Annotated in this window: 11 protein-coding genes; 1 reads left to right on the forward strand and 10 read right to left on the reverse strand. The window is 68.3% G+C overall.

What is annotated here, in order from left to right:
• Positions 1–1432: 1432 nt before the first annotated feature.
• Positions 1433–2335, forward strand: a complete 903-nt coding sequence (locus tag ACWCXX_RS30975) for an AfsR/SARP family transcriptional regulator (protein WP_451133003.1) — start codon at positions 1433–1435, stop codon at positions 2333–2335.
• Here the strand turns inward: ACWCXX_RS30975 and ACWCXX_RS30980 are convergent.
• The 10 genes from ACWCXX_RS30980 to ACWCXX_RS31025 form a co-directional block, all read right to left on the reverse strand.
• Positions 2260–4197, reverse strand: a complete 1938-nt coding sequence (locus tag ACWCXX_RS30980) for a prolyl oligopeptidase family serine peptidase (RefSeq protein WP_451133005.1) — start codon at positions 4195–4197, stop codon at positions 2260–2262. The genes ACWCXX_RS30975 and ACWCXX_RS30980 overlap by 76 nt on opposite strands.
• A 36-nt stretch (positions 4198–4233) precedes the next feature.
• Complete coding sequence (locus ACWCXX_RS30985) at positions 4234–5400, reverse strand: cytochrome P450 (protein ID WP_451133007.1); 1167 nt, start codon at positions 5398–5400, stop codon at positions 4234–4236.
• Positions 5397–6530 (reverse strand): amino acid--tRNA ligase-related protein, encoded by a 1134-nt coding sequence (locus tag ACWCXX_RS30990; protein ID WP_451133009.1) that lies wholly within the window; start codon positions 6528–6530, stop codon positions 5397–5399. The genes ACWCXX_RS30985 and ACWCXX_RS30990 overlap by 4 nt, the downstream gene beginning before the upstream one ends.
• Before the next feature lie 27 nt (positions 6531–6557).
• On the reverse strand, positions 6558–7247 hold the full coding sequence (locus ACWCXX_RS30995) for a phytanoyl-CoA dioxygenase family protein (RefSeq protein ID WP_451133011.1): 690 nt from the start codon (positions 7245–7247) through the stop codon (positions 6558–6560).
• Complete coding sequence (locus tag ACWCXX_RS31000) at positions 7244–7849, reverse strand: phytanoyl-CoA dioxygenase family protein (RefSeq protein WP_451133013.1); 606 nt, start codon at positions 7847–7849, stop codon at positions 7244–7246. Before ACWCXX_RS31000 ends, ACWCXX_RS30995 begins: the two co-directional genes overlap by 4 nt.
• A 64-nt stretch (positions 7850–7913) precedes the next feature.
• Entirely contained in the window at positions 7914–8723 is an 810-nt protein-coding gene (locus ACWCXX_RS31005) for an aldo/keto reductase (protein WP_451133015.1), read from the reverse strand.
• A gap of 7 nt (positions 8724–8730) precedes the next feature.
• Complete coding sequence (locus ACWCXX_RS31010) at positions 8731–9591, reverse strand: radical SAM protein (protein WP_451133017.1); 861 nt, start codon at positions 9589–9591, stop codon at positions 8731–8733.
• Positions 9588–10883: a radical SAM protein gene (locus tag ACWCXX_RS31015; protein WP_451133019.1), complete on the reverse strand. Its 1296-nt coding sequence runs from the start codon at positions 10881–10883 to the stop codon at positions 9588–9590. The genes ACWCXX_RS31010 and ACWCXX_RS31015 overlap by 4 nt, the downstream gene beginning before the upstream one ends.
• A gap of 124 nt (positions 10884–11007) precedes the next feature.
• Positions 11008–11358 (reverse strand): hypothetical protein, encoded by a 351-nt coding sequence (locus tag ACWCXX_RS31020; protein WP_451133021.1) that lies wholly within the window; start codon positions 11356–11358, stop codon positions 11008–11010.
• 248 nt (positions 11359–11606) lie between these two features.
• Positions 11607–14720, reverse strand: a complete 3114-nt coding sequence (locus tag ACWCXX_RS31025) for a glycine--tRNA ligase (RefSeq protein ID WP_451133023.1) — start codon at positions 14718–14720, stop codon at positions 11607–11609.
• Positions 14721–14776 lie beyond the last annotated feature (56 nt).

Raw genomic sequence — 14776 nt, forward strand, 5'->3', positions numbered from 1 at the left:
GTCCGCATACTGGATGTATTCGGACGTTCCGACAACGCAGCGAGGTGCTGTAGCTGTCGTCGCGCGCCCGCCGGGGATTACGGGACAGCCCTTAGCCATCGAGCCGGGTCGGGGATCACCATTTCCGGTGAATGCCGATACTGCCCTGTACCGCCCAGCGCTTGAGGCCGATGCAGCCGGGCGCGGATGTGTCCGGGGCATGGGTGTCCCCGTTCGAAAACGCTCGTCGCGAGACGAGAAGCGGGAAGAGAAACGGACCGAGCGGTCCGAGCCATGGATTCACAGGTCGGCGTCCCCACTTCATCGGCTCCGGAATCGTCGCGCATTCCACGTGCGGCGACGCCGGAAACGAGCGATAACCGGCCGGTGCGAAGGAAGCGCGCCTCACGGGGCACCCCCGTCGGCGCACACGGACCCGTGCGCCAAACGTGCGTCGTGGCCGCAGCCGTTCGCCCTGCCGGGTGCAGCCGGTCTCCGATCGTGCCGGGCCCGCAGGGCGTGCACGGCCCTGCACCGTGCCCGGCTTCCAGCGGTTGCGGCAAGGCCGTCCCGGCAACGGTCGGGCAAAGCCGTCGTCCCCGAGACGGGCCCACCCTCGGGCGGCCCCAACTGCCGTGCAGTGAACCGCACATGGACCCGGTCCGTACGGAAACGTCCGGAACAGCACCATCCACATGGCACACCGCCGCAGACCCCGGGCCAGGGATCCGGGGCCAGGACCCCCGCCCCTCTCCCGCCCCGCACGGAAATGTCGGCGGCCGACGCGCCCACGGCCCCCGAGACCACTCTTCACAGCGAGTCGAGCACCGAGGGCGCCCGGACGGCTGATTCGGCACGATTGAGGACACTCCCACCCCTCCCCCGGGCAACCGAACGTCACCGCACGCCGGACGGTGTCCCGTACACCGCACACCTCCTCACGCCCCGGCGCATCCGTCCCGCGTCCATCGACCGCACCTTGCGCACGCCTCCGGCCGCAGCCCGGGACGACCAATCCAAGAACGGCCAGAAATAATCTTTGACCCATCACCAGGGCAGCAACCGGAAAATAATCCTCCGGATTGCTCGGCAGTTACCCGGGGTCGATGTCTCATCCAATGATCTTGACGGGATGCAACATCACTGTGTAACTTCCGTCAGAAAGTGCTGCCCATCTTCCACCGGCCCGAAAGTCGCCCCCTCCACGCTCGTGAAAAGAATTCACCTTGTCGCATCAGGGAGAGGTTTTCACCGTGATTCATGCGTGTAATTTACTCGGGCCCCTGCCGCAGCTCTTTCCTTAACCGAGCGAAATTCCGCAGCACAGCATTCACAGCCGCCTCCAGACTTTCCTGCCCGGCTCCTCTCTCACGGCGACCCGCACAGCCCACCCCACCGCCGCCCATTCCTTCGCTGCCCTGCATCCCATGAGAGCGAGAATGCATTGCCCCACATGCAGCTGAACATTCTCGGCCCGCTCGAAATCAACATATCCGGCCTCCCGGTGCCACCAGGGGGGACAAAGCCGCAGATCTTACTTGCACATCTGTGTCTGAATGCGAACCGCCATGTGTCGAGCGGCAGCATCATCGAAGCCATCTGGGGCGCGCAGCCGCCGCCGAGTGCGCGGAAGAACGTTCAGCTGTACGTGAGCCGGCTGCGCAGGTTGTTCGAGAGGGTGAGCCACATCCGGCTGGCCACGACGGGGGACGGCTACCAGCTCTCGACCGCTCCCGATCAAGTGGACCTGGAGCGATGCATGCGGTTGCTGGAGTTCGGCAAGGAGAGCCGTCGGAACGGCAACCCCGAGCAGGCCGGCGAGCTGTTCCACGAGGCGATTCGGCTGTGGCGCGGCAAGCCCTTGAGCGGCCTCGCGCAGACACCGGTCATGCAGGCCGAAGCCGCCAGACTGGATCAACTCCGGCTGGGCCTGCTGATGGAGTACTTCCGGACGCAGCTGATCATCGGCCGGCATGTGGAGATCATCCCCGAGCTGCTGGCCACCGTCGCCGCCCATCCGCACCAGGAACGGCTGCGCGCCGACCTCATGCTGGCCCTGTGGCTGTCCGGCCAGCGCCACGAGGCCCTCGCCGTCTATCGCGAGACGTACCAGATCCTCGCCGACGATCTGGGCATTCCCCCCGGACGGCAGCTGCAGGCGCTGCACCAGGCGATCCTCGCCGATGACGCCGAAGCCGTCGAAGGTATTCCCAGGAGGCCGGGCCCCTTTCCCGAAGACGCCTGCCGGGCCAGGGGCCGTCATCTCACCGCACGGCCGCGTCAGGCCATATTCTCGATCTTGACCACGGCGTCGGAGAAAGCATCGGTGAACCCGAGAACGCTCCCGACGAAGTAGAGCTCCGCGCGCATGCACCGATGGACGTTGTCGGCCTCCCGGAAACCGTGCTCCTCTCCTTCAAAGGCCAGATAGGCGCAAGGCACACCGTTCTCACGCACCGCCTCGTACATGGCGCGGGACTGGTCGGCGGGCACCACGGGATCGGCCAGTCCCTGGAAAAGGATCACCGGACTGCTCACCCGATGCGCGGAGTACAGCGGTGACCGCTCCCGATAGACGTCCTTCGCTCCCGGGTACGGCCCCACGAGACGTTCGCAGTAGTGCGACTCGAATTTGTGCGTGCCCTGGTCGAAGGCTACGAGGTCGGCAATTCCGTAGTAGCAGATGCCGACATGGAACGTCGAGTGGAACGCAAGCGCGTTGAGCACGGTGAAGCCACCGGCGCTCGCCCCCTGGATGACGAGGCCGTCGGGATCCACCTCCCCGAGGGCCACCATGTGCTCGGCGCCCGCGACGCAGTCCAGGGCGTCCGTCTCGCCCCAACGCCCGACCAGGCGCTCACGGTACTCCCGCCCGTAGCCGGAGCTGCCGCCGTAGTTCACATCGAGTACGGCGATGCCCCGCGACGTCCAGTACTGGATGGAATAGTCGAGCATGGGGCTCGACGCCGCCGTGGGCCCTCCGTGCGCACGGACCAGCAGAGGGGGCAGCGTACCGTCGGGGGCGCGGAAGTCCGGGTTGCGCGGCCGGTAGAAGAAGGCGTGCGAGGTCTGTCCTCCACCGCCCGTGAAGGAGACCGGCTCGGGCTCCGAGAGGAATTCCTCGGCGATCGGGTCTGCTGCCTGGACACGCCCGAGCACCTCGAACGCGCCGGTTTCCGGGGTGACTTCGACGACCGACCGGGGCGCGAAGGGCGTGGCGGCATCAAGGACGATCCGGCTGCGACGGGAGCGGACGACCGATCCCGCCTCGGTGTGGGGGAGCGGGATTTCCCGCGCCGTCGCCGTCGGCACGTCGACGACGTAGAGCCGCCAGCGTCCGTTGTCGCAGCCGGCCGCGGCGATGGTGGTGGCGTCGAGGAACGCGTAGTTGACGAGGTGGAGCACCCACTGCGGGCGGCCGAAGTCCGCCTTCAGGGCGGTGACGGGCTCGGACCTCCCGGAACACAGCCGGTGGATGTTCCAGAATCCGGACCGGTCGGACACGAAGTAGAGCATTCCGTCCGGGCCCCACTGCGGCTGGATCACCGACTCGGCGGGTCCGCCGGCCACCTTGCGGGCTCCGGTGGGCCGTCCTTCCCCGTCCAGGTCGGCGAGCCACAGCTCGGTGCCGTCCCAGGGCATGTTCGGCGCCGACCACTCGATCCAGCACAGTTGCTTCCCGTCCGGGCCGACCCGTGGCGAGCAGAGGAAGTCCCGTCCCCGGAGCAGGACTTCCGGCTCCTTTGCCCCTCCTCCCAGGGGCACGGACACAAGACGGTGGTCCGGGTACGTCCCGCCTTCACCGTGCACCTCGGCCAGACACACCAGACGCTCGCGGCTGTGGTCGATGGAGAGATCGGCGTAGCGGACGGACCGGTTCTCGGGTGTGAGGGGTGCCTCCCCGCCGTCCGCCCCGAACCTCCACAACCGCAGATCGCCGTCGCTCGCCACGTAGGCCGTGCCGTCGTCCACGAGGAAGCTGCCGCCGCCGTACTCGTACACACTGCTGCGGACACTCAGCTCGGGCGGACCGACATCGGCGACGCGGCCGTCCGGGCGGCGCCGCACCAGAGCGATCCGTCCACCCTCCTCGGGCCGTTCCTCCGCCCAGTAGACGTCGTCGCCGTCGACCTGGATGTCGCCCAGCCGGAAGATGCTGTGCGCTGCGTGCTCCTCCGAGACCGGGGACGACCACGTCCCGTACCTTGCTTCCTTCATCCGCATCGCCGACCTGCGCCCTCTCTCCGGTCCGTGTCACACACGCTGCCCGACCACCACGTCCTGGACGAATCGCCCGCCGAAGTCCACGTTCCACACCGCGCTGAGCGGCGGGAGTTCCTTCAGTACCCCTCCTGCGGTGAGTTCGACGACCAGTTCCCTCATGACATGCCGGGTCAGCGCGGCCCCGAGACACGCGTGCCGCCCCCGTCCGAACACGACATGGCGGGCTCCGGTCCGGTCGGGGCGGAAGGCCAGCGGGTCCGCGAACCTTCTCGGGTCACGGTTGGCCGCCACGAGCACGAGCACCACCCGCGCCTCGGCCCGTACGACGTGTCCGTGCAGGGTGAAGTCGGTCAGTGCGCGCCGCATGGCCAGGTGGAAGGGGGTGGCCAGCCGCAGGGCTTCGTCGACCACCGGGTCGAGGCCCGCCGTGAGGTCGATCGACTCGCCCTTCGGCCCTGTCACCTCCTCCAGCAACCGTGCGACGGCTGTCGCGGCGGGCTCCAGCGCCCCGGTCACGAGCTGGGCGTAGACCGCGGTGGCGTCCTGGAGGTCCAAGGACCCTTCCGCCATGGCGTCGCCCAGCGCGGAGGCGAGGACGCCCCGCCCCGCCCCGCAGCGCCGTGCGACGTGCTCCGTCAACTCGTCCAGCGCGTGCTCGGCGTCGAGGCCGACCCGGGGGTCGTACGTCTCGCTCGGTCCGACGGCGAGGATCCGGGTGGCACAGTCCGCGAGCTCTGCCAGTGTCTCCGCGGGCTCGTCGATCAGACGGGCGAGACCTGCCGCGAGGGCGGGCCTCACCACCCCCTCGAACAGCCGGTCGCCCGGCGTGCCGGGGCTCGTCGCCGCGACGGACTCCTTCAGCGCGGCGACGACCCGGCCGACGGCAGCGGGAGTGAACAGCGGGAGGAGCAGACGCCGCATGCCGGTGTGGCGCGGCGGGTCGGAGAACACCGGCCAGAGGTCGACGAACTCCGTCACCCGCCAGTACGTCTTCCGCTGCTCCTCCGTCAGACCGGGTGGGCACCACGTCTCGACCTGTGCCCCGAGCCGGGGGTCCCCGAGCAGGGCGTACACGTCGTCGTAGCGGGTCACGTACCAGGTGCTCGTGCTCTCGTCCCAGGCGACACCGCGGGACTCCCGCAGTCCGTCGAGCCATTCCAGCGGGGCGGTCTCCCGGGACGGTGGAATCGCGGTCACCAGCGAGGAGCTCCGTTCCCGGCCCGCGGGAAGTAGGGCACGTCGGAGGCGGAGGGGAGGCCCAGGAGGACGGCGATGAGCCGCTCCCACCCGAGGAAGCTGGCCACCATCCCCGAGGGCGCCCTCTCCAGCGAGGGCAGCAGGTACTCGTAGCGCCGGCGCAGATCCGGCAGACCCGCGTGCTGGAGGTTCTCCAGGAACTGGGTGTGGTCCGCGTAGCCGCGGATGTGGATCACCTCGAGACCACCCAGGTAGAACTCCGCGTCGGTTATGCATTCGCTGCCGTCGGCGGCCCGCTTCCGGCGCGAGGTGATCGACCGCACCTTGTAGGTCGAGTCGGTCACCTCGGACGGCCTCCAGCCGAAGGGCGGGTAGATGTTCCAGGTGGCGTCGAGGCCCGGACCGGCCGCCTCCCGCACGATCTCCTCGACCACTGCGCGGTTGGTGTCATTCGTTTCGATCAGATACCGCTGCCGAGCGGCGAGTGCCTGCGGGCCGGGCTCGTCCGCGGACTCGTCCAGTGCGAAGCAGCGGGCGCCGGTGTCCGTGAGCCTCTTGAGCAACTGGTCGCGGTGCGCGAGCGTGCTCTCCTCGGGAAAGGTGAGGAACACGAGGGACTCGACGGCCAGACCGTTGGTGATGTGCTCGGGCACGAGCCCGCCGGGGCCGAGGTGGAAGAACTCCCGCCGGTCGAGGTCGATCCCCAACGCCTTCGCCAGATGGATCACCAGCTGATCCGTCAGCGCCACCATCTCCTCGACCGTGGTGCCGCTCTGGGCGAAGACCAGCTGCTCGAACTCCATCAGGTAGTTTCCGTCGGAGAACGACGCGTCCGCCTCGTACCGGTAGCAGCGGCCGAACGTGTAACTCCGCGTCACGCCCTCGGCCATCGCGTTGAAGAGCGGGAACTCGGGGGACTGCAGCAATCTGAGGTCCAGGTCGGAGGACTTCCTGCTGTGCAGGAGCGAGAACTCCTCGACGCCGTATTCCTCCGACTGGGCCCAGACCGACGGCAGAACGATCTCCGCATAACCCTGATCGTGCAGCCACTTGTGGGCCTCCCACCGCAGCTTGCTGATCAGTTCGCGGTGGGGCGCCAGCATTCCGGCCCTGTCCGTCGCTTCGTCCATCACAAATCCGTCCCCTTCATCCATGGTTCACAGCACAGACCGGTCGGCAAGCAAGTACTCGCTCAATTCCCTCCGGCCTTCGGGCGATTCCGGAACAGCGGCGTACGTGGTGGTGATCTGGCGTCGGTTGTCGGCACCACCGAACGACGCGTGGTAGGAATGCGGGTCGAAGGCAATGAGGTCACCCGGTGAGGATTCGACGACGAAGCACGGCACCTCGGTCGGCTCCATGCCGAGATGGCGGGCCGGATTCTCCATCTCCGCGGCGAAGTCGTCCCAGCTGCCGCCCCGACGGTGCGTGCCCGGCATGAACCGGAGGGCTCCGGTGTCGGGGCCGAGCGGCTCCAGGTACTGGACGATCTTGAGCAGCCGAAGAGCACGGTGGTTGCCGTCCCGGTGCCAGTAGGTGGCACCGTCGTAGCGGACCCCGTCACCACCGACGTAGGCGGCATTCCCGCCCAACAGCCGACGTGCCAGCAGCGGGCAGCGGTCGTCGGCCAGCAGCGCCTCCTGGAGCACGTCGCTGCGCTCGGCGATACGGGTCACTCCCGCACGGCCCTGCCGGCCGACCAACGGGAGTTCCTTGGCGAAGACGCCTTCGAAGGCTTCGGCGATCGCCGGTGCCGCGTCCGTCTGGATACCGCGCAGATGCAGGAAGCCGAACGTCCTGAAGTGGGTGACATCGGCCTCGGTCACTGAGAAGGGGGCGAGTTTCATCCGATCGGCACCGATCCGGAGACGTAGCGGTTCAGGAAATAGCGGTTCGTGTCGCGCCGTTCGGTTTCGGTCACCGGTTCGCCGACGCAGTTGAATGCCAACTGCCGCCTGACACCACCGTGCCACGCGGAATGCAGGACGTTCGTGTCGAAGACGATGACATCACCGGGCCGGGATTCGACCACGACGCCCGGTACGTCACCGCCGTCGAGGCCGAGGTCCTTCTCGTGCCTTATGACGTGCCGTGTCGGATCTCCCAGCCATCCGTTGTCGGCCCGGTGCGATCCCGGGATGAAGCGCAGCGCCCCCGTTTCGGCTTCGGTGGTCTCCAGGTACAGGACGAAGCGCAGGAAGGGCGTCTGGTAGAACCCGTCGGAGTGCCAGTACGAATCGCCGACCAGCAGATTGGCGTCGCTGGTCACGATCTGGAAATTTCGCTCGAAGAACGTCCGGCAGACAGCGCGCACCCACTCCGATTCGGTGACGAGCCCGAGTTCGGGCATCTCGGCGAGGACGTCGAACGCGGTCACCCGCTCCTCCGGCACGGCGCCGGCCGGGCGCTCGACCACCCGGTCGAACGCGCGCGTCAGGTCGTCGATCACCTCGGCCGCCGCCTGTTCGATGCGGGCGAACCCGAACACCCTGAGCTGCTGGGCCACCCTGTCCTCAAGCGTCGGCATGTGTCTCCTCGGCCGAGTGCCGCTTCCCGGCGGCCGTCGTCCGGGCCGGCCCGGCCGGATAGTCGTCCAGCTGCTCGACGTTCCGGGGGCCGATGACGACAGCCTCGGGGGCGTACATCTCGCATATCTCGGCGATCCTGGCGGAGATCGACTCCGTCTTCAGGCCGGGCGCCACGGTGTGCAGCCGTGAGCCGCCCGAGAAGAGGCTGCGCACCACGAGACGGTAGTCGCGAAGCAGTCCGAGCGTGGCGGTGTCCTCGGGGTCCAGTTGGTCCGCCTCGCACATGACCAGGCTGCCGGCCGGCAGCCGGCCGGCGATCTGCGGCAGGCTCACCTCCGGCAGGAGCACGCTGACGCCGATGAGGTCCGCGTGCCCGGTCTCCGCGCAGTGCCGGGCGAACCCGGCCAGGTCGATGTCCGAGACCCGCGCCGGTTCCGGGTTGTGCACGAAGGCGACGTCGACCCGCTCGCGCCGCAGCCGCTTCAGGCTGCCCTGCAGGGATGCGGCCAGCCCTTCGAGGCTGTAGTCGAGCGTGGGCAGGGGCGTGGTGATGTCGACACCTGCTTTGGTCCACACGACGGCGTCGTCGGGCAGGTGGTTGCCGAGGTCTTCCTCCGCCGCCCCGCGGCCGTAGATGGGAGATGTGTCGAAGGCTGCGAATCCCTTCGCGATCGCCCGCCGGACGAACTCGCCTCCTGCGTCGGCGTCGCGGCCCAGAACCATCAGGCCGTTGAACGATCCCGAGCACCGCATGGTGCCCACCACGATGGCCGGCTGACCCTCGGTCATGGTCATGAGCGACTCACCCCTCCTGGTTGTCCGAACGGCAGATCGCCATGCAGGCGAGTCCTGTCGTCGGCGGCGTGCGGAACGACCGGTCGAGTGCGTCGCGGATCTCCTGCCGCGTGGCGGAGACCGACACCTGCCCGGACCTGTCGTAGGGACAGCGGCGCAGGAACCCGTCGGCGGACAGATACAGCCGTGCGGATTCGCAGGACCGTGTCACCGAACCGTGCAGCCAGTCGTGGTAGTCCGACACGACCGTGCGCAACTGGTCGGACATGCCGAACGAGGTGGATATCAGCTCCAGGTCGCGCGCAAGGTTCGGATTCTCGAAACGGAACGTCGGTGAGGGCAGCAGGGGGCTGACCTCGACCGGCACCCCCGCCGCCCCGACCACCGCCGCGATCTCGGTCAGATCGTCGTCGCCCAGGTCGTAGGCCGTGACGTGCAGGCTGGCCCGGCGGTGCCCGAGCGCCTCGAAGACCTTGTCGGTCGATGAGATGGTCCGGCCGGTGCGACCCAGTTCATCCGCCTTCCGGCTGTCCGCGGACACGGTGACGTGGCTGAGCATGCCCGCCACCTCGGCAAGCGCGTCGAGCCTCGGCCCGGTCCGGGCGGCGGTGACCACCGACGCCCGGAAGCCGAACTGCAGCGCCACCCGGACGAGTCGGGCGAACTCCGGGTGATCGGTCGGCTCCCCGCCGGAGAGGCACAGCTCGTCGATTCCGATCTCACGAAGGCGCGACAGGGCTCGGGCGTAGGTGTCGAGGCCCAGGACGTCCCGGCCGACGTCGGCGCGGAAGCAGAACCGGCAGTTCACCGCACAGTTGTCGGCGGTCGAGACCAGTACTCCTTGAAGTGCTGCGGTCGGATCGGTCACTGCAGCCCCGTCTGGTCGGTGAGGGCCAGCTGAAGACCCACCTGGAAGAAGTCGCACATCTGCGGATCCGGCTCGGCATTGTTCCGGAGCGACACGTCGTTGCGGGAGGGCCCCCCGCAGACGGCGGCGGCAGGACAGTCGCCGCACTGCGGGGCCGGCAGCAGATTCTTGGCGGCCTGTCCCAACAGCTCGGGGTTCTCCCGGAGTTCACTGATCGGGAAGACGAACGAGTCGTCCCGCCAGTTGAGGTCGAGGATCGAGATCCGGCCGCGTGAGAGCAGTGCGGCATTGAGGCCGCCGTCCTGCTGGATGTGTTCGTACATCTTCGGCAGACGGGTGTCCAGGGCCTGGTAGATGCGGTCCAGCGAGGAGAAGAGCATGGCGCCCTGGGACAGCGCCAGCAGTCGCGACCGGAAGACCGCGCGAGTCAGCGCCTCGCCGTCGACGTGCCAGCGTCCCGAGATCGGGATCGGTGTGTTGACGTAGATGAAGTTGATGCCGAGCGAGAGGACGTACTCCACCGTGTTCGGCAGGTCGCTCACGTTGGTCGGCGTGGGCGTGAGGTTGCAGCCCACGTGCACGCCCGCTTCGAGCAACCGCTGGATGTTGCGGTGGATCCGTGCGTCGGCCGGCTTCCCGGAGAGCAGGAAGCGTTCGATCTTGTTGTCGTCGGGACGGCCGTCGAAGGAGACGCCGACGCCGTACTTGTACTTCTTGAAGTGGTCGATCATCTCGTCCTTGAGCAGGACGCCGTTGGTGACCACGGTGAACTGGACGCGCCCGACCCCGTGCTTCTCCGCGAGTTCGAGGCTGTACTCGTCGCCGTACTTCATCAGGTCGAACCGGGTGGTCGGCTCCCCGCCGAACCACTGAATGGTGACCTCGTCCCGGCCGGCGTTCTGCTCGAAGAGGTACTCGAGCCCCTCGCGCAGGTCGGGAATGGTGATGTCGTCCGCGCCCGTGTTGGTGTCGACGAAGCAATACGTGCAGTGCATGTTGCACGTGTCGGTCACCACAATGCGGTAGCCGCTGATACGGGCCGGCGTTCCCGTCATCCCCAGACCGCGGACCCGGTCGAGGACGCGCTCGCGCTGTGGCACCGCCGAAGGCTCCGGGGAGAAGCCGAGCTCCTTCATCTCCGCGAGGAGTTCGGGCTCCTTCGCGGCGAGTCGCCTCATCTCGTCGGCGGTAAGACTGGCACTCTCCAGGGAGACAGGGTCAAAAACGATGCCCTCGTCCCCCTGCGCGAGAAGCAGATACTTGTTCCAGAGTCGATCGACATCGCTCGTCATGGCGACCTCCTAAGCACGCGGAACCAGCCATGCGGACGTTTTAATCGCACAGCAAATGGACCTGTTGCGGTGTCTTCGCGACGTGCCGAGGACACCGCAACAGGGGTGGTGACTAGCGCAGGAATTACTCTTCTTCCGCGATGTCCGCGTCCTTCAGAACACCCTGGACGATCTCGGTGTAGTGCTTCTTGAGATACTCGGTGTTCTCAGCCGTGGCACCATCCGCGAGGACGATGATGCCGGGCAGCGACGGGTTGGGCGCCATGAGCACGATGCCGGGCGGGTCAAGGCTGATCGCCATGACGGCGTTCTCAACCGGAACCCACTCGACCCGCTCCTTGACCGCGTCCATGACGCTGACCTGCTTGGACTTGAAGTCCTCGCGCTCGCCGAACCAAACGCCCGACTTACCCCGCGATGCGACCGCATCGGCGTACAGCAGGTGGTTGTCCTTCTTTTCGCGTGGCTTGGGCATCCCAAAGCCTCCTTAAAGAGAGGGCAGGATCTGGTCATTCTGCATATGCGTTCTGACCACTGAGGATCAGCCTCACATACCGAGCCACACGCACGGTCTACCGCCGGTATATTCCTGCGGCAGCCCCTTTTTCCCACCGGAATTGCGCCGGTGTCCGCATACGGAAAAGGGCCTGCGCCCCGTCCCGCAGTCGTGCGGGACGGGGCGCAGGCCTCTTTCCTGTTCTCGTCGGCCGGAGGCGTCCCCCGTCAGACGAGCGCCTCCCAGTCGATGATGCCCTCCGCGAGGTCGCGCACGGCGGCGAGGAGGCCCAGCCTGTTCGCCCGGACGCGCGGCTCGGGGGCCATCACCAGGACGTCGTCGAAGAAGGTGTTCACCGCCTCGACCAGCTCGCCCGTCTCCGCGTTGAAGCGCACGAGCGAGGTCTCTCCGTCGAGGACCTGCCGGCTCTTGCTCAGCGCGACGTGCAGGGCGTGCTCGGCCTGCTCCTCGAACAGGGCGGTGTCGTACCCGGCTTCCACCTCGGCCGGAACGATGCGCCGGACCCGCTGGAACGCCGTCAGAACGGTGCCGAACCGCTCGTCGTCCCGCAGGTTCTCCAGCTCCTCCAGGGTGCGCGCGGCCAGCAATGGCGCCTCGGCCCGCACCAGTACCGCCCGTACGTCCGTGGTGGCGTGTCCCGTCTCGATCAGCTGCTGCTCGAAGCGGCGCAGCACGAACTGCACCGCGCCGTCCAGGGTCTTCTCGTCGACCGGGACGACCTGGTGTTCGGCCGCGATCGCCAGCCCATGACGGATGGTGAGACCGGCGAGGTCGCCACGGCTGAGCAGGATGTTGACCGTGCCCAGCGCGGAACGCCGCAGGCCGAAGGGGTCGGAGCTGCCCGTGGGCTCGGCTCCGATCGCGAAGAGACCGGCCAGCAGGTCGAAGCGGTCCGCCAGGGCCAGCAGCGCGCCCGGGAGCGTGACCGGCAGTGCGTCGCCGGCGGAGCGCGGAAGCTCGTTCTCGAAGAGCGCACGGGCCACCGCCTCGCCCTCCCCCGCCCGGAAGGCGTACTCCCTCGCCATGATGCCCGCGAGGCTCGACAGCTCCGTGACCATCTGGGAGCCGAGGTCGAACTTGGTCAGGGACGCCGCCCTCTCCAGCGTCTCGCGATCCGCTCCGGACACGCCGAGCACGTCCGCGAGCCGACGGGCGACGGCCGAGATGCGGTCCGCGCGGTCCGCCATGGAGCCCAGCCGCTCCTCGAACGTGAGGAGGCGGATCTTCTCCTTCATCTCGCCCAGCGGCGTCTCCAGGTCCGCCTTCCAGAAGAAGGAGGCGTCCTCGTACCGGGCGCGCAGCACGGCCTCGTTGCCGCGCCGGACGACGTCGTGGTCGCAGGCTCCGTTGGCCACCGCCACGAAGTACGGCAGCATCTTCCCCTGCTCGTCCACGACGGGCAGGTAGCGCTGGTGCTTCCGCATGACCGTGACGAGGATGTCGACGGGCAGTGCGAGGTACTTCGGGTCGAAGCCGCCCAGGATCGGGGTCGGGGACTCGACGAGGTTCGTGATCTCGTCGATCAGTCCCCCGTGCCGCTCCACGTCGATGCGTCCGCCCACCTCCGCGGCGAGCCGGGTCGCGCCGTCCACCACGAGCCGCCGGCGCTCGGCCGCGTCCGCGAGGATGCCGTGCTGCTCCAGAAGGGAGAGGTACGCGTCGGCCGTCGGTACCTCGACCGTCGGAGAGGCCACGTCACGGTGCACCCGGGTCGTGCGCCCCGACGTCAGGGTGGACACCGCGAAAGGGATGACCTGCTCCCCCAGCAGGGCCGTGATCCAGCGGATCGGACGGGTGAAGGCGAGCTTGGGGGCGTTCCACCGCATGTTCTTCTCGGCGCGGAGGCCGGTCACGATCTCGGGAAGCAGGGCGGAGAGGACCTCGTCCGCCGGGCGTCCGACCACCTGACGGGTGAGCGCGACGTGTTCGTTGGCCCCGACGGAGACACGGCCGAGGTCGGCCGGCTCCACCCCGTTGCTGCGCGCGAAGCCGATGACCGCCTTCGTGGGGTTCCCCTCGGCGTCGAAGGCGGCGGAGACCCGGGGCCCGCGCACCGTCTGCTCGTAGTCCGCCTCGCGGGGGTGCACGTCCTCGACGACGGCCACGACGCGACGCGGGCTGGCGAAGACGGCGATGTCACCGTGGCCCAACCGGGTGGTGGCCAGCTTCTCCGTCAGTGCGTCCCGCACCGCCTGCGAGGTGCGGGTGACCTCGGCCGGCGGCATCTCCTCCACGCCGATCTCCAGCACCATCGTCGCGGGCCCCTGCCCGGCGGAGCCCTCGGGCGTCGAAGCGGTCTGCGCAGAAGCACCGGAGTCGGGGGCCGGGGCCTCGGCCCGGACCTCGGCCGGGGCGGGTGCCTCGGCCGGGACGGGGACCGGGGCCGGAACGGGTGCCTCGGCGCGTGCGGCTGCCGGGGCATCGGACACCGCGGGGCCCGAGCCCGTGCCCAGGGGGAAGCCGAGCTCCTCGCGGCGGGCGACCCACAGCGCGGCGACCTCGTGGGCCAGACCGCGCATCCGGGCGAACGCACGCGCCCGCTCGGTGGTGGAGATGGCACCCCTCGCGTCGAGCACGTTGAAGGTGTGCGAGCACTTGAGGACGTACGAGTACGCCGGCACGGGCAGGTGCGCGTCGAGCATGCGGCGCGCTTCGCCCGCGTAGGTCTCGAACAGCGTCCGCTGGGTGTCCAGATCGGCTTCGTCGAGGTAGTAGCGGCTCATCTCGTACTCGGCCTGGCCGAAGGCTTCGCCGTAGGTGACGCCGGGTGCGTACACGAGATCCTTGAAATGGCTGACGCCCTGAAGCGCCATCAGGATCCGTTCGATGCCGTAGGTGATCTCGACGGACACCGGGTCCAGGGCGATGCCACCGGCCTGCTGGAAGTAGGTGAACTGGGTGATCTCCAGCCCGTCGAGCCACACCTCCCAGCCGAGGCCCCAGGCACCGAGCGCGGGAGAGGCCCAGTTGTCCTCGACGAACCGGATGTCGTGTGCCGCCGTGTCGATCCCCAGCGCGCGCAGGCTGCCGAGGAACAGCTCCTGGGCGTTCCCGGGCTCCGGCTTCAGGATCACCTGGTACTGCGTGTGCGTCTGCAGACGGTTGGGGTTCTCCCCGTAGCGGGAGTCGTCGGGACGGACACTCGGCTCGACGTACGCGACGCGCCACGGCTCCGGCCCCTGAACCCGCAGGAACGTGGAGGGGTTGAGCGTTCCCGCACCCACCTCAGTGTTCATGGGCTGAACAACCAAACACCCGTGTTCGGTCCAGTACTTGTTCAGCACCAGTAGGGCTTCTTGCATGGTCAACACTGAGATCATTCCTCCACGGACGCGGCACGGGCTCGAAGCATCTCCCGGCCGAGGCACGGGAGACG

The sequence above is a fragment of the Streptomyces sp. NPDC001732 genome (assembly GCF_053596315.1).

Coding starts and splice junctions, on each gene's coding strand:
- ACWCXX_RS30975 (WP_451133003.1), top strand. CDS start 1,433: ATGCAGCTGAACATTCTCGGCCCGCTCGAAATCAACATATCCGGCCTC.
- ACWCXX_RS30980 (WP_451133005.1), bottom strand. CDS start 4,197: ATGAAGGAAGCAAGGTACGGGACGTGGTCGTCCCCGGTCTCGGAGGAG.
- ACWCXX_RS30990 (WP_451133009.1), bottom strand. CDS start 6,530: ATGGACGAAGCGACGGACAGGGCCGGAATGCTGGCGCCCCACCGCGAA.
- ACWCXX_RS30995 (WP_451133011.1), bottom strand. CDS start 7,247: ATGAAACTCGCCCCCTTCTCAGTGACCGAGGCCGATGTCACCCACTTC.
- ACWCXX_RS31005 (WP_451133015.1), bottom strand. CDS start 8,723: ATGACCATGACCGAGGGTCAGCCGGCCATCGTGGTGGGCACCATGCGG.
- ACWCXX_RS31015 (WP_451133019.1), bottom strand. CDS start 10,883: ATGACGAGCGATGTCGATCGACTCTGGAACAAGTATCTGCTTCTCGCG.
- ACWCXX_RS31020 (WP_451133021.1), bottom strand. CDS start 11,358: ATGCCCAAGCCACGCGAAAAGAAGGACAACCACCTGCTGTACGCCGAT.
- ACWCXX_RS31025 (WP_451133023.1), bottom strand. CDS start 14,720: ATGATCTCAGTGTTGACCATGCAAGAAGCCCTACTGGTGCTGAACAAG.